Raw genomic sequence first — 14,605 nt, forward strand, 5'->3', positions numbered from 1 at the left:
AGTCGTGGACCGCGGTTGTCGGGAACCCAAGCCCGGTCTCGCCAGCCGCAATCCACGACTCGACCTCCGGCACCCGGCACCCCGGCACCCCGATCCTCGGGCCCCGTCCACCACGCTCATCCGCCGACGCCCGTTACTCCGGGGAGCGTTCGGTACGCCGGCCCGGGCACCTGACCGCGACCGTGTCAGCGGACAGGTGATCGCTGAGTCGTGGAATGTGGTTGTGGGGAAGGACTTGGGCGACCGCGATCCACGACTCGCCTCCCGCACCTGGACCCTCAGGTCCCGGATCCCCAGCACGCCAGCCTCCAAGTCGCTGGCATCCCGGGATTGCCGTCCCCATTGCAGGGGTCGCCCCCTCAGCTGGTGGGTTGCCTCCTGGTCATCCGAGGGGGCAACCCGCCAGCTCGGGGGACAACCCATCGAATGATCAGGCGGTCGGCGCCCCCGAACGGTCACCTCTATGTGGTCCTGCGTCACGGGTAATTACTCGGCGACAGCGCGACAAGGCCTCGCGCACTAGAGTCGGAGGCATGACTGATGCAGACCAGCAGCCCATTGTCATCGTCGGTGCGAGCCTCGCGGGTGCGACCGCGGCGGAGACGCTTCGAACCGAAGGGTGGAGCGGCGGCATCGTCCTGATCGGCAGCGAGACCTCACTGCCGTACGAGCGACCGCCGCTGTCCAAAGGGGTGCTGCTCGGCAAGGATCAGACCGAAGTGGCTCAGCTGCACGACCAGCAGTGGTACGACGACAACAGCATCGAGCTGCGCCTCGGGAAGACCGTCACCGCGATCGACCCCAAGGCCCACTCCGTCACCGTGGACGACGGTTCGCAGGTGTCCTACCGCAAGCTGCTGATCGCGACGGGCAGCCGGGTCCGGCGGATCGACGTACCGGGTGCAGACCTTCCCGGCGTCCACTACCTGCGCACGGCCGAGGAGTCGCAGGCGCTGACCGACGCGTACGCCGCCAAGCCGCGGGTGGTCGTGGTCGGCGCGGGCTGGATCGGGCTGGAGTCGGCGTCGGCGGCCCGCGAACGTGGGTGCGAGGTCACCGTCGTCGAACCGCAGGCGACCGCGTTGGCCGCCGTACTCGGGGAAGAGATCGGTGAGCTGTTCGCCGAGTTCCACCGGCAGCACGGGGTCCAGTTCCGGTTCGGCACCGGAGTCGAAGGGTTCGAGGGCACCGACAAGGTGACCGGGGTGCGGGTCAGCGGTGGCGAGGTGATTCCGGCGGACCTGGTGGTCGTCGGTGTCGGAGTCCAGCCGAACATCGAGCTGGCCGCGGACGCCGGCATCGAGGTCGCGACCCGGGAGAACGGCTCGGGGATCGTCACCGGTCCGGATCTGCGCACGTCGGCCGAGGACGTGTACGCCGCCGGCGACGTGGTGCGGTGGGACCACCCGCTGTTCGGGCGGCCGGTCCGGGTCGAGCACTGGCAGAACGCGAAGGACACCGGCAAGTCGGCCGCCAAGGCGATGCTCGGTCAGGACGTCGCGCACGACGCGATCCCGTTCTTCTTCACCGACCAGTTCGACCTCGGCATGGAGTATGCCGGCGACGTTCCGCGCGGGACGTCGTACCAGGTGGTGCTGCGCGGCGACCCGAAGTCCGGCGCCTATGTCGCGTTCTGGCTGGACGACGACCGGCACGTGCTGGCCGGGATGCACGTCAACACTTGGGGTGCGACCGACACCATCCAGGAGCTGATCCGCTCCGGCAAGCAGGTCGACCCGGCCCGGCTGGCCGACACCTCGGTCGAACTGTCCGAGGTCTAGAGCGGGTAGACGACGTACGCGAAGCGGGTGCTGTCCGGCGACCAGCTCGGCACGTTCATCGTGCCCTGGCCGCCGAACAGCGTCGCGAGTTCGCGGATCTCGCCGTCGGCCGAGAGCAGCCGGAGGCGTACGTCGTCGACGTCCGCCGGATGCCCTTCGGTTCCGTGCGGGAAGCTCACGTAGGCGATCGCCGACCCGTCCGGTGCCGGGTGCGGGAACCAGTTGACCCGCTCGTCGAACGTCAACTGCTCGGCTTCGCCGCCGCCGGCCGGGATCCGGAACAACTGCGCGTGCCCGGCTCGCTCGGAGTTGAAGTAGATCCACTTCCCGTCCGGGCTGAACTCCGACCCGTCGTCCGCGTGCTCGTCGTCGGTGACCTGTACGTCGTCCCCGCCGGCGGCCGGGATCGTCCACACGTTGGTGATCCGGCGACCGTCGACGTGCTCCAACCCGATGTACGCCAGGGTGGTGCCGTCCGGCGAGACTCCGTGCAGGTAGTGGTGGTAGCCCGGTCCGCGGTCGTTGGTCACGCGTCGAGGCGTGCCGTCGTCGAGCGCGACGGCGTACAGATGGCCGTCGTCGGCCGACACGTAGACCGTTCTACCGTCCGGACTCACCACGTGATCGTTGTTGATCGCCGGCACCCCGCCGAGGTCGATCTCCTCGAGCCCGTCGCCGACCCGGAACAGCCGCCCGTCACCGTTGACCAGGAGGTCGCCGGAGGGCGTCCAGTTGGGCGCCTCGAACAGCACCGTGGACGAGCTGTGCACCAGCCGGCTGTCGCCGGTGCCCACCTCCACGACGTAGAGCTCGGACCGTTGACCAGGACGAAGAGTTCGCGGCACGGCATCCAGGTTAAGTCCACCGCACCGGCGTCGTAGACTCGCGGGGTGGCAGGCCGGATCAAGGACGAGGACATCGCGCTGGTGCGCGAGCGGGCCCGGATCGACGACATCGTCGGCTCGTACGTGACCTTGAAGAACGCCGGCGGTGGTTCGCTGAAGGGATTGTGCCCGTTCCACGACGAGAAGTCGCCGTCGTTCAACGTCACCCCGGCGCGCGGGTTCTTCTACTGCTTCGGCTGCCAGGAGGGCGGCGACGTGATCGACTTCATCCAGAAGATCGATCAGATCACCTTCCACGAGGCGGTCGAGACGCTGGCTGCGAAGGTCGGCATCCAGCTGCGGTACGACGAGTCCGGCGCGCCGCTGCAGCGTGGACCCGGTAACCAGCGTCCCCGGCTGGTCGAAGCGCACAAGGTCGCCGCGGAGTACTACGTCGAGCAGCTCTTCGGTGCGGCCGAGGCGTCGCTCGGCCGGCAGTTCCTGGACAAGCGGGGCTTCGACAAGGATGCCGCCGTCCACTTCGGCGTCGGGTTCGCGCCGCGTGGCGGTGAGGCGCTGACCAACCACCTGCGCGGCCGCGGCTTCACGAATGCCGAGCTGGTCGCGTCCGGTCTGTCCGCCGAGGGACAGCGTGGACTGTACGACCGGTTTCGCGGCCGGCTGATGTGGCCGATCCGGGACGCGTCCGCGGACGTGATCGGGTTCGGCGCCCGCCGGCTGTTCGACGACGACCGGATCGAAGCGAAGTACCTGAACACCCCCGAGACCCCGATCTACAAGAAGTCCAAGGTCCTGTACGGCGTCGACGTCGCCCGCCGCGAGATCGCGAAGGGCCGGCAGGCCGTGGTCGTCGAGGGCTACACCGACGTGATGGCCTGTCACCTGGCCGGGGTGCAGACGGCGGTCGCCACCTGTGGGACGTCGTTCGGCGAGGATCACGCGCGGGTCCTGCGGCAACTGCTGCTCGACCACGACCAGTTCCGCGGCGAGGTGATCTTCACCTTCGACGGTGACGAGGCCGGCCAGCGGGCGGCGCTGAAGGCGTTCGCGGGTGACCAGGCGTTCGCGTCACAGACGTACGTCGCGGTCGAGCCGGACGGTCTGGACCCGTGCGATCTGCGGTTGCAGAAGGGCGATGCCGCGGTCCGTGAGCTGATTGGCCGGCGGGTCCCGCTGTACCGCTTCGTGCTTACCAACGTGCTGTCGAAGTACGACCTGGATCGTGCGGACACGCGGATCGATGCGCTGCGCGAGGCGGCCCGGCTGGTGATCAGCATCCGCGACCGGTCGAAGGTGGACGCCTTCACCCGCGAGCTCGCCGGGCAGCTCGGCATGGAGGTCGACCAGGTCCGCTCCGAGGTCTATCGGGCGGCCTCCCGGCCGGCCCCCGCGCCCGCAGCGTCCAGTGATCGCGGGCCGGTCGTCGTACAGACCGAGACTCCGGCGCCTCCGCCGCGCGTGGACATCCCGTCGCCGCGGGACCAGCGGTTCGTGATCGAGTGGGACGCGCTGAAGATCGCGATGCAGCATCCGCTGCTGGTCGGCGTCGCCTTCGACGAGCTCGACGACGACGACTTCACGCATCCCTGGCTGGCCGCGGTCCGCGCCGGGATGGCGAAGGCCGGTGGTCCGGCGGCCGCTCCTCCCGGTGAGGCGTGGGTGGTCGCCGTACGCGATGCCATCGGCAACGATCCGGCGGCCGCGGTGGTCAGCGCGCTGGCCGTGGATCCGTTGCGGCTGGGGCGTGAGCCCGACGAGCAGTACGCACAGGCGTTGCTGGCCCGGTTGCAGGAGCTGACGTGTGCGCGGCGGATCCAGGACCTGAAATCCAAGCTGCAGCGGACGAATCCGATCGACCGCGCCGACGATTACAACAAGATGTTCGGCCAGCTGATCGCGCTCGAGGCGTATCGCGCCGACCTCCGCAAGAAGGCCATCTCCGGCGCTCTCTAGTCGTTGCCGGCCAGGTGTGACACTAGCCGGGCGGCTTGCTCGGCGTACCGTTCGGCGAAGTCCTTGGCGTCGGGATCCAGGCCGAGCGCGCGGGCGATCTGCGGGAACACCACCGGCGCCGAGGCCAGGCCGAACAGCGCGAGACCGGCGTACGCCGGCTCGAGGTCGGCCGCGAGTTCGCCGGCGGCCTGTCGTTGGCGGAAGTCGGCGAGCATGCCCTGGAACCGTGCGAACTGCCCCTCCTCGTCCTGCCCGTCGGAGTCGCCGTCGACGCCTTCGCGGACCAGCAGCCGGAGCAGATCGGGCTGTGCCATCGCCGCCTGTGCGTAGGCGGCAACGACCTCGCCCAGCGTGCCGGCGTCCGCGGTGATGGTCGGCTCACCGGCCCGCCAGCGCTCGGCGACGGCGCGATAGAGACCTTCCTTGCCACCGAAGTAGTACGAGATCAGCTGCTTGTTGACACCGGCCCGCCGGGCGATCTCGCTGACTCGCGCGCCGCTGAAGCCGTGCGCGCCGAACTCCGCGACCGCCGCGTCCAGTAACTGCTGCCGGCTTCGCTCGGCGTCGCGCCGGCGCTCATCAGGCCCTGGGGATCTCCGCACAGCGCCCATGGTAACCGAGCTGCCATCCGCCGTGCTAACTTAATCATCCAGATGATTGATAGAGTCCTCTCAATGGATGATTAAGGAGTTGCGTGATGCGAGTTGCGATCGTCGGAGCCGGGATCGGCGGGCTGGCGCTGGCCCACGGGTTGGTCAAGGCGGGCGTGGACGTCACGGTGTACGAGCGGGATCCGTCGCCGCGGCACCGCAACCAGGGGTACCGGATCCACATCAGCCCGGTGGGGGAGGAGGCGCTGGCCGCGCTGCTGCCGGATGCGGTACGCCGCCGTGTCATCGAGACCGCGACGCATCCGGGGGATCTGCTGGCCGGGTTCGACAGTCAGTTGAAGCCGATGTTCGAGCAGGTCTTTCCGGGTGGCGGACCCGACAGGGTGACCGCGGTCGATCGGTATGCGTTCCGGCGGGCGCTGATGACCGGGCTCGACGACGTCCTCGTGTTCGGCAAGCAGCTCGAGTCGTACGTCGTTGACGGCGACGAGGTCGGGATCCGGTTCGCGGACGGGACTTCGGCGACTGCCGACGTACTGGTCGGGGCGGACGGTGTCGGATCGCGCGTTCGGGCTCAGGTGGTGCCCGACTTCGAGGTGGCCGACATCGGGGTGCGGTGCATCTACGGCAAGGTGCCGCTGAGCCCGGCGGTGAAATCCCTTGTGCCACAGGCGTTCCTCCGTGGTTTCAGCTTCGTCAGCAACGGGCGCGGGGCGGGTGCGGCGTTCGCGCCGGTGCTGTTCCGGACGCCGCCGGAGGAGTACGGCGACTACCTGATGTCGGTCCTCACCGGGACGAACGCCGTACTCGGATGCGCGGATGACGAACTCTCCGCGATGTCCCCGGCCGACCTGTGGAGCATCGTCGCCCGCGTGACCGCGTCGTGGCACCCGACCGTCCGCGAGCTGGTCGCGTCCGCGGAGGTCGACGCCGCGTTCCCCATCACCCTTCGGACCTGCCGGCGCGTCGCGACCTGGCCCGTCTCCCGTGTCACCCTGCTCGGCGACGCCATCCACCCGATGACCCCCGCCGCCGGCGCCGGCGCCAACACCGCCCTCTGGGACGCCGCCCGTCTGACCCGGGCACTGACCGAAGAGACCCCGGTGCTCGAGGCGCTCACGTCGTACCAGCGGGACGTGACTCCGCACGGTCAGGCCGCGGTCACCGAATCGCTCGAGAACGCGCAACGCCTCTTCAGCGTGACCATCTGAGCGGTCTGGCGGCCGGCTGAGAATCTGAGGGTTCGTGCCGCGGATCTAAGGGTTTCCCCCGGATGTGGCAAGGGTGGTGTGGAGAGAAGTTGGGGGGAGTAACAGCAACCCAAGGGGAGGTTTCGCGATGAGCGAAGTAGTGGTCGACAGTTCGCAATCTGTCGAGGTGTTGGACGAAAGTACGTTGCTGCCGTTGGGCAAGTCGGCGGGGGTGCTGGCCGATGACCCGGCGCTCGACAGCGAGTTCGCCGAGCCGCGCGGCAACAGCGATGAGGTCGCCCTGGAACCGGGCGAGGAGCCGGGTCAGGAGACTCGGCCCGACGAGGCCGTGAAGTCGGCCGACGAGGTCGATCCGGACGGGGGGCAGTGAGATGGCGATCCGCACCGGGCAGGCCGCGATCGACTTCGCGCAGGGCCAAGTGACGAACCCGAGCCAGGATTGGTTCCGCCAGTGTCTGGTCTTCGTCCGGAAGTGCTTCAACGTCGGGCCGCTGTACGGGTCGGCCGAGAAGGGCTACTTCGGGGCCGACTTCAGGCACGGCACCACGGGTACGCCACCACTCGGAGTCCCCGTCTGGTGGACCAACGGAGGTGACGGGCACGTCGCCATCAGCGCCGGCGACGGGACCTGCTTCAGCAACGACATCAAGCGGCACGGCAAGATCGACAGGGTCGCGATCTCGTTCATCACCCGCAGCTGGGGACAGCAGTACCGCGGCTGGAGCGAGGACGTCAACGGAGTCCGGGTCTTTCGGCCGATGGCCCCACCACAGATGCCGGTTGTCGACCTCAGCAACGTCATCGACGCCGCCCGCCGTGACCAGTTCCGTCCGAAGGGGGACGGGCTGCACGAGCGCGACGTACTGATCGTGGAGAAGGCGCTGCGGCACCAGGGCCTCAAACCGGCGGAGTTCGTCGACGGCTACGCCGGTACCGAGTTCCGCAAGGCCTACGCGCTCTTCCAGAAGGCCACGGTCCCGCCCCCGTTCGACGGGATCCCGGGCATCACGAGCCTGACCAAACTGGGTCAACGCAACGGCTTCCGCGTCGTCCAGTAGACCGGGTCGAACCGCCGGCGGGTCGTCGACACGGTCAAACAGCCGTAGCAACACCTGCGGACCTCCCGGGCTCAGGCCCGGGAGGTCAGTGCAGCGGCGGTGGTTCGGCCAGTGCCGTGCGGGCGTCGAGTGCGTCGATCGCTGCCAGCGACTTCCGGTACCACTTCACGCTGCGCTGGAAGACCGACTGGAAGAGATTGCAGAACACCGAGAACCGGAAGTCCCACTCACAGAGCTCCCAGCTGTAGTCGTCGACACCCGCACCGCGCAGACCTTCCCAGTAGCGCCGCAGCAGGACCCGATCCCGCGCGAGCCGGTCGTCGGCGGGCACCACGGTGAGGCAGTACGCGAGATCATGCGGGCCGAGGCCCGGCTTCGCCTCCGACCAGTCGATCACTTTCGGGCGTACGTCGTTCGGCGCGAAGAAGACGTTGCCGAGGAAGTGGAAGTCGCCGTGGATCAGCGTGATCGCCCGGCCGTCCTGCACGCGCGCATGGAACTGCCGCACCCAGGGGTCGAGAACCTCGTCGAGCCGTGAGCGCTCGGCAGTGTCGAGCTCATTGGTCGAGGCAAAGAAGGTCGTAGCTTCGGCCCGCACGGCCGCCGCATGCTGCGTGATCACCTCGGGCGGCCAGGCCTGCGCCACACTGGTCGCCGACGGCTCGGGATGCGCGGAGTCGAGCACATCGAACGGGACGTCGTTCCAGAATCGCGCGTGCAGATCCACCAGCGCTTCGATCGTGCCGCGCAGTTGCGCCTCTGACACGGTGACGCCTAGCAAGCGATAGCCGGCCGCGATGAGGTCCTCGCTCAGCAGCAGGATGCGTCCACCCTCGCCGGCGTCACTGACGCCTACCAGCTGAGGTGCTGGATGATCCCAGCGCGGCGCGAGCTGCTCGAAGAACCGGACCTCGCGGCGCGCTCCGACCGCGCCGGCACCGGTCGCGTGCTTACCGATCACGCTGAGGTCCGGGCGGTCCGCGAACCCGAGACGTAGCCGGGCAACCTCGGCCGACGACGCCGTGAACGTCTCGACCACGTCGACGCCGATCACCGGAACACCCAGTGCCTGGCTCACTTCGGCGACCGAGAACGTCATCAGATCGCGGTGTCGAGGAATGTGGTGACGGCCGCCAGGAAGGCCGTAGGTGCCTCTCGATGGACGCTGTGACCGACCGGGATCTCCTGGAACGTTCCGCGAGGCATCCGGTCGGCCATCGCGCGCATCTGATCCTGCGGGAAAGGGCTGGCCGGCCCGCCACCGAGCACCAGCGCGGGAACGCGGATCTCGGCAAGCTCACCGAGCCAGCCGGGATCGGGTGAGTTCACCTGTCCGACAAGCGCGACCCGCGCGTCCCAGTCGTACCCGAGCGGTTCGTCCGAGCGCTCGGGCATCGGCCGGCGCTGGGGGAACGGCGGCGGTGGCTCGACGAGCACGAGCGGGCCGGTTCGGTCCGGACGCCGGGCCGCATGCAGGTACGCCGCGACCGCGCCCATCGAGTGCCCGACCACAACCGGCGCAGCGAGTCCACGCTCCTCGAGGAACTCGTCCAGGTCCGCAGCCAGTAACTCGAATGCATACGCGTCCGCCGGCCCCGTCGTACCGTGCCCCCGCTGATCGGGCACATACACCCGCCAGTTCTGAGCAAGCGCCCCGACGACCCCGTCGAACGACGATCCATCCGATGTCAGGCCATGCAACAACACCATCGCCTGAGCCTCGAGCGGCCCATGGGTCCGAACAGACAATCGCATAGGCGCATCCTGCCACCCAGGCAGGTCCGCCTACTTGACGATGATGGTGGCGGTCATGGACGGGTGGATGGAGCAGTGGTACGGCACCGTGCCGGCGGTGGTGAAGGTGTGCGTGAAGGTCTGACCGCTCCCCATCGGCGACGAAGCGAACGAGTTGTCATCGGCCGTGACGGTGTGTTGTGTCGAGTCGTCGAACTTCCAGGTCACCGTCGCGCCGACCGGGACGGTCAGGCTCATCGGCGTGAACATGAAGTTGTTGATCTCGACCGTCGAGCCGCCGCTGGGAGCGGCCGAACCGCTGGTCGTGGCTGAACCACTGGTCGCCGGCGGAGCCGCGGTTGCCGACGGGCTCGCTCCGCCGTTATTCGAGCCGCAGCCGGTTGCCAGGGCGAGTAACGCCAGCACCGCGACGAGGACGAAAAGTGGTCGTCCCGAGGGTTTCATGTGTGCCTCATTCAGCGGGAACACGCAGCTATTCGACGCTACGCCGGAGGCACCCGGTTGGAAATGCCTGGGTGCTCAGCCGGTGCCGGTGACGTCGAGGATGAAGCGCTGTGCGGGACTCAACCGCTTGTAGGTCTCGACTCGGAGGTAGGCCTGCTGGTCGAGCTGTTGTGGCAGGTGACGCAGCGCGAAATACGAGTGCATCGCCCGGCGCGGCTTGTCGGTGCGGTTCTGGGTGCCGCCGTGCCACAGGTGGCTGTTGAACACCACGACCGTTCCAGCCTTGCCGGTCAGCTGGATCTGGTCCGGGTGCTCGTCGGCCGGGTCGGCCATCTCGTCGCCGGGCATGGTTCCGCGCCGGTGCGACCCGGGTACGACGCGCGTCGCGCCGTTCTCCGACGTGAAGTCGTCGAGCAGCCAGATCGAGTTGCACACCTCGTACGCGCCGGGCTCGACCGGGTGACCGAAGTCGGCGTGCAGGCCCTGGTGCCCCTGACCCGGATGTGCCGCGCGGCTGTTGAGGGATGACAACTTGAACTCGCCGAGCACGTGCTTCATCGCGGCCAGCACGCGTGGGTGGCTGAAGCAGACCTCGAACTTCGGATCCTTGTTGATCAGGTCGGCGAGCCGGTCGGTGCCGTGCTCCTGGTGCACCTCCAGGCCGGCCCGGTCGCCCTCGGCGGCGGTGAGCTCCGCCAGCCGCTTGTTGAACCCGGACACCTCCTCCGGCGTGAGGACACCCTCCAGCGGGAGGAATCCATCGCGATCCAGACGGTCCTTCTCGTCTTCCGTGAGTACGTCGCCGGTCACGCCGAGGTCGCGCAATGCGGTCGTCATATCCATCCAAGCACTCCTTCACAGATGCACGAATCGATGCCAGCATCGATGCGACCTGCTCGCGAAACAATGCAGAAGGCGACAGTGGTTATGCACGAATCGCTTCATCTGCTCGGCGCCGGCATCCACACCGCCGGGCCGGGCAAGGACTACCCGTCGCACGCGCATACCTCGTGGGAGCTCGTTTACTACGTGCGCGGGCGGATCACCTGCCCGGTCGGCGAGGCGACGTACGCCGCCACGCCGGGGACCGTATTGCTCACCCCTCCGCGGACATGGCACGCCGAGCTCAGCCGCACCGGCTACGCCAATCGCTTCCTCCAGGTCGACGCCGCCGCTGACTCGCCGTGGCCACGCATCTGCTTCGACGACGGCGACCGGAGTCTCGGCCGAGTCTTCGACACGCTCGTACGCGAAAGTACTCAGCCCTCCGACGACAGCGACCGGCTCTGCACGCTGCTGCTCGCCGAACTCGACCTCCTCCTGCGCCGCGCGGCGGCGACGTCGCCGGTGACCGCGGCGGAGCAACTCATCGCACAAGCCGAACGGATCTTCGAGGAGCGCTTCGCCTCGCGCATCCGGATCGCCACTGTCGCCGCCGAACTCGGCATCTCGCCAGCCGGCCTCCGAGCGTCGTTCGCCCGGCTCCGCGGTACCAGCCCGCGCGCAGCCCTCCAGCACGTCCGCCTGCGCCACGCCCTAGGCCACATCCGCAACTCCACCCTGCCTCTGCAGGCGATCGCAGACCTCACCGGCTACGACTCGGTCAGCCACCTGAGCCGCCACATCAAGGCCGCCACCGGCTCATCACCAGGCGCTCTGCGCACCGTGGAATGAGGCCGTGGCTCGCGGATGGCTGGACCGGGACTGCGCACCGCCTTACTGTCTTGGGTACGACGAATCACGCTGGAGGTGTCGGCCCAGGCGCCGACGTCTGAGCGCGCTGGGAGGTAGGGGTGCCTCAGCGGCAGGACGCAGGCTCGGCTTCTCCCCGACGGCTCGCGATCGCCCGCGTGTCGGCGTTCCTGCTGCTTGTGGTGGCGAGTGTGCTCGGAACGGCGCAGGCGGCGATTGCGACGACGACGCAACAAGATGTCACCTACCTCAACTCTGCCCACCAGGTCAATCTGACGATCATCCAGGCCAGCGTGGCTGCCAAGACCCAAGGCAAGAGTGCGTGCGTGCGGCAGGCGGGCGCCATCCTGGAACGCGACCATCGCAAGCTGGCCGCGCAGGAGCTCGAGGCCGCAAGCCAACTCGGGGTCGGGCTGGTCCCCATCCCTTCGCTGGCACAGCGCCAACAACTCGACGCCCTCGCGGCCAAGGCCGGGACCTCTGGGTACGACGACGCCTGGCTGGCGTTGCAGCGCGAGTGGCACCAGCAGTACCAGACGCTGATCACGGCCGAGCTGGCGAACGGCACCCAGCCCGCCGTCAAGTCAGTGGCCAAGGGCGCCCAGCCGGTGATCCAGATGCATCAGGACATGGTGAAAGGTCCCTGCCACGTCGGGACCCAGTCCCCGACGGTGCCCACCGGCGACGGTGGCCAGATGGCCGACACTCAGGCGATACGCTCGCTGACAGGTCTGGTCCTGCTCGGCCTCGGGATCCTCCTCCTCGCCGGCAAACCGATCCGAGCCCGCCGGCACCTCCTGGGCCTCTCAGTGTTCGTCGTCGGCGCCGCCCTGCTCCTCAGTGGGCCGCCCGGCGACGCCGGCAAGGTCCCGCAAGCCGCCCCCGCAGCCGCAGAACGCGAAGCCGCCATCCCGCCAACCCACCTGACCCTCCCCGGCTTCGTCAACGCCTCTGTAACCCCGGTCGCAACTGCCCCCGACGGCCAACTCCAGGTCCCGAGGTCCCCAACCTCTGTGGGCTGGTGGGCTCCAGGCGCCGGCCCAGGCTCAGCCGGCGGCACCGTCGTCCTCGTCGGCCACGTAGACACCGCCCGCCAAGGCAACGGCGTCTTCGCCCCCTTGTGGAACGTCCCGATCGGCACCAAGGTCACCATCACCGCCGGCGACGGCCGCCCCCACGGGTACGAGATAGTCGCCCGCCGCATCTACAACCAGGAAGCCCTACCCGCCGACCTCTTCCACGGCGCCGCAAAACCCCGCCTGGCCCTGATCACCTGCACCGGCCCCTACAACCACAAAACCCACCACTACACCCAAAACCTGGTCCTCTACGCCACCCCCCTGAACCAAACCTGACCCGCTCGTGGTGGCCTGGGCTTTCGGGCACTGAAGCCACGCCGGGCCGTGCCGTCGTCCGAACGTCCGCAGTTCCCCCAGGCCCTGGTTTGCCTGATAGTCCGCTAAGAAGATGGCGGCGCGGACATTCCTAGGCGGCCGGCAACGTTGATACTGGCAAGACGGCCAGTGTGGCCGCCAAGGAGGAGTTGATCATGAGCCTGATCGGAGCCCTGGTCGGGTACGCCCTGTCGGCGTTCATTTTGGTGTTGCTGGCCCGGATGGTGCTGGACTGGTCGGGTGTGTTGGCGAACGGACCTCAGTGGGCGAGCCGGGCCCGCGAGCTGACGCATGCCTGGACGGAGCCGGTGATCGGGCGGGTGCGGCGGGTACTGCCCCCGGTGCGCGTCGGCGGGCTGGGGATCGACTTGGCCTTCACAGCGGTCTTCATCGCCGCACTGATCCTGCGCTCAATCGCCTTCAGCCTGTAGCAGCAGGACCGCCCTTAGCCGTCATCGCGCCGTACGGCCCTTCGGGTGCCACCCAGGCTCCGGGCTGGAGGGTGCTGGAGCCGGCCGCTGCCGTCACCCAGTTCCTTCACGGTGAGGCGTAGCCGGTCGGACCGAGCGGGTTTCATCGACCGCGTTCGTCGAGGTAGCCCGCGGCACTTGACAACGACCAGCCGCGTGTACGGGCATCCGAGGATGCCGGGACGTTGAACCGTGCGATGCTGCCCTGGTGCATTGAATGCGGGAGCTACAGGAGGACCGTCATGGGACGGCAGATCATCACGACCACGAACGCGCCGAGTTCGCCGCTCTACAGCCAGGGAGTCAAGGCCGGGCCCCACGTGCTCGTGTCGGGCATAGTCGGCATCGATCCGAGGACCGGCAGTCTCGTCGAGAACACGATCCAAGCTCAGACAAGGCAGGCATTGACGAATTGTGAGGCCATCCTGGAGGCCGGCGGCGCCGGCCTGCAGGACGTTCTCGAGGTGGGCGTACTGCTCACGGACCCAGCAGACTTCGCCGGCCTGAACGAGGAGTATGCGCGATGGTTCCCGTCTGACCCGCCGACTCGCTACGTCGCCAAGCTCGGCGTCGACCTGCCGGGACTGCTCGTCTCGATCCGGATGACCGCCTTCGTCGGGTAACGCCCCGCTCCCAGCCGGAGCCAAGTCAGGCCGTCATGGCGGGGGCTGTCGGGGATGACACGGCAAACAGGAAGAGGGCGAACCCCACGGCCGATGGACCGTGAAAGCCATGTCGCTCATCACAGAGGGGCGTCACTCGGTCCGGACGGCGGCCGCCACTCGCGTCTCAGCAACCCGTAGACCCACGAGTCCGATACCTCGCCGTTCACGACGCAGTCTTCCCGCAACGTCCCTTCCCGCACGAATCCGAGCTTCTCCAAGACACGGGCAGATGCCACGTTGCGCGTATCGGCCTCGGCCTGGACTCGATTCAGGTCCAGCGCGTCGAAGGCCCACCGCAGCAAAGAGCGCGCGGCCTCCGTCGCGTATCCGTGACCCCATGCCGCATCGTCGAGGCAGTAGCCCAACGCAGCACTGCGGTAGTCCGGGTTCCACCGGGTCAGACTGCACCAGCCGATAAAGGCACCGTCGGAAGCACGGTCCATTGCCAGCCGCGCCCCGGTGCCTTCGTCCGCCATCTGCCGGCAAGCCGCGATGAAGCGCTGGGCGCGCGCACGCTCGCCCCACGGCGGCGCGTCCCAATAGCGCAGCACGTAGGCGTTGCTGTGCAACGCGAAGAGGTGGTCTGCGTCCGCGTCGGTGAACGGTCGCAGCAGCAGGCGATCGGAGTGCAGCGTGGGGGAGGGCAGAGACATGCGTGCCATCTTGCCTCACCGTGAGGCCCTGACGCCGCCTACGCATTGGGATCCCGAATCCCGCTGTCGCATT

Annotated in this window: 16 protein-coding genes; 9 read left to right on the forward strand and 7 right to left on the reverse strand. The window is 68.4% G+C overall.

Going from position 1 to position 14,605, the window contains the following annotated elements; translation table 11 throughout:
* Positions 1-533 precede the first annotated feature (533 nt).
* The gene (locus tag OG558_RS26915) at positions 534-1,781 is read left to right on the forward strand and encodes an NAD(P)/FAD-dependent oxidoreductase (protein ID WP_405065503.1); all 1,248 of its coding nucleotides are present in this window, start codon (positions 534-536) and stop codon (positions 1,779-1,781) included.
* On the opposite strand, the gene OG558_RS26920 is transcribed toward OG558_RS26915, so the two are convergent.
* On the reverse strand, positions 1,778-2,626 hold the full coding sequence (locus OG558_RS26920) for a TolB family protein (RefSeq protein ID WP_405065504.1): 849 nt from the start codon (positions 2,624-2,626) through the stop codon (positions 1,778-1,780). The two genes, OG558_RS26915 and OG558_RS26920, sit on opposite strands and share 4 nt — an antisense overlap.
* A gap of 45 nt (positions 2,627-2,671) precedes the next feature.
* On the opposite strand from OG558_RS26920, the gene dnaG reads away from it, so the two are divergent.
* On the forward strand, positions 2,672-4,579 hold the full coding sequence (gene dnaG / locus OG558_RS26925) for a DNA primase (RefSeq protein WP_405065505.1): 1,908 nt from the start codon (positions 2,672-2,674) through the stop codon (positions 4,577-4,579).
* Here dnaG and OG558_RS26930 read toward each other — a convergent pair.
* Positions 4,576-5,181 (reverse strand): TetR/AcrR family transcriptional regulator, encoded by a 606-nt coding sequence (locus OG558_RS26930; protein ID WP_405065506.1) that lies wholly within the window; start codon positions 5,179-5,181, stop codon positions 4,576-4,578. The two genes, dnaG and OG558_RS26930, sit on opposite strands and share 4 nt — an antisense overlap.
* Positions 5,182-5,276: 95 nt before the next feature.
* Between OG558_RS26930 and OG558_RS26935 the strand changes: the two genes are divergently transcribed.
* The 3 genes from OG558_RS26935 to OG558_RS26945 all read left to right on the forward strand — a co-directional run bounded on the left by OG558_RS26935 (position 5,277) and on the right by OG558_RS26945 (position 7,459).
* Complete coding sequence (locus tag OG558_RS26935) at positions 5,277-6,401, forward strand: FAD-dependent oxidoreductase (protein ID WP_405065507.1); 1,125 nt, start codon at positions 5,277-5,279, stop codon at positions 6,399-6,401.
* A gap of 127 nt (positions 6,402-6,528) precedes the next feature.
* The gene (locus OG558_RS26940; protein ID WP_329475397.1) at positions 6,529-6,771 is read left to right on the forward strand and encodes a hypothetical protein; all 243 of its coding nucleotides are present in this window, start codon (positions 6,529-6,531) and stop codon (positions 6,769-6,771) included.
* 1 nt (position 6,772) lies between these two features.
* On the forward strand, positions 6,773-7,459 hold the full coding sequence (locus tag OG558_RS26945) for a hypothetical protein (protein ID WP_329475398.1): 687 nt from the start codon (positions 6,773-6,775) through the stop codon (positions 7,457-7,459).
* 85 nt (positions 7,460-7,544) lie between these two features.
* Here the strand turns inward: OG558_RS26945 and OG558_RS26950 are convergent, their stop codons facing one another.
* The 4 genes from OG558_RS26950 to OG558_RS26965 form a co-directional block, all read right to left on the reverse strand.
* Positions 7,545-8,558 (reverse strand): phosphotransferase family protein, encoded by a 1,014-nt coding sequence (locus OG558_RS26950; protein ID WP_405065508.1) that lies wholly within the window; start codon positions 8,556-8,558, stop codon positions 7,545-7,547.
* A complete protein-coding gene (locus OG558_RS26955; protein ID WP_405065509.1) occupies positions 8,558-9,214 on the reverse strand; it encodes an alpha/beta fold hydrolase in 657 nt (218 codons plus the stop codon). Before OG558_RS26955 ends, OG558_RS26950 begins: the two co-directional genes overlap by 1 nt.
* 30 nt (positions 9,215-9,244) lie before the next feature.
* Positions 9,245-9,658, reverse strand: coding sequence for a cupredoxin family copper-binding protein (locus OG558_RS26960; RefSeq protein ID WP_405065510.1), 414 nt, complete (start codon positions 9,656-9,658; stop codon positions 9,245-9,247).
* Positions 9,659-9,733: 75 nt separating this feature from the next.
* Positions 9,734-10,501 carry a phytanoyl-CoA dioxygenase family protein gene (locus tag OG558_RS26965; RefSeq protein ID WP_405065511.1) on the reverse strand — a complete coding sequence of 256 codons (768 nt, stop codon included), beginning with the start codon at positions 10,499-10,501 and terminating at the stop codon, positions 9,734-9,736.
* Between the two features lie 84 nt (positions 10,502-10,585).
* Between OG558_RS26965 and OG558_RS26970 the strand changes: the two genes are divergently transcribed.
* From OG558_RS26970 to OG558_RS26985, 4 genes are all read left to right on the forward strand, one after another.
* Complete coding sequence (locus OG558_RS26970; protein ID WP_405065512.1) at positions 10,586-11,332, forward strand: helix-turn-helix domain-containing protein; 747 nt, start codon at positions 10,586-10,588, stop codon at positions 11,330-11,332.
* A gap of 119 nt (positions 11,333-11,451) precedes the next feature.
* Positions 11,452-12,705 (forward strand): DUF4142 domain-containing protein, encoded by a 1,254-nt coding sequence (locus tag OG558_RS26975; protein ID WP_405065513.1) that lies wholly within the window; start codon positions 11,452-11,454, stop codon positions 12,703-12,705.
* A 194-nt stretch (positions 12,706-12,899) separates the two neighbouring features.
* A complete protein-coding gene (locus OG558_RS26980) occupies positions 12,900-13,175 on the forward strand; it encodes a YggT family protein (protein ID WP_329475405.1) in 276 nt (91 codons plus the stop codon).
* A gap of 281 nt (positions 13,176-13,456) precedes the next feature.
* The gene (locus OG558_RS26985; protein ID WP_405065514.1) at positions 13,457-13,837 is read left to right on the forward strand and encodes a RidA family protein; all 381 of its coding nucleotides are present in this window, start codon (positions 13,457-13,459) and stop codon (positions 13,835-13,837) included.
* Between the two features lie 119 nt (positions 13,838-13,956).
* Here the strand turns inward: OG558_RS26985 and OG558_RS26990 are convergent, their stop codons facing one another.
* On the reverse strand, positions 13,957-14,532 hold the full coding sequence (locus OG558_RS26990) for a GNAT family N-acetyltransferase (RefSeq protein ID WP_329475407.1): 576 nt from the start codon (positions 14,530-14,532) through the stop codon (positions 13,957-13,959).
* Positions 14,533-14,605 lie beyond the last annotated feature (73 nt).

Origin of the sequence: Kribbella sp. NBC_01510, assembly GCF_045040325.1 — a bacterium.
In the GTDB taxonomy this organism is placed as follows: Bacteria; Actinomycetota; Actinomycetes; order Propionibacteriales; family Kribbellaceae; genus Kribbella.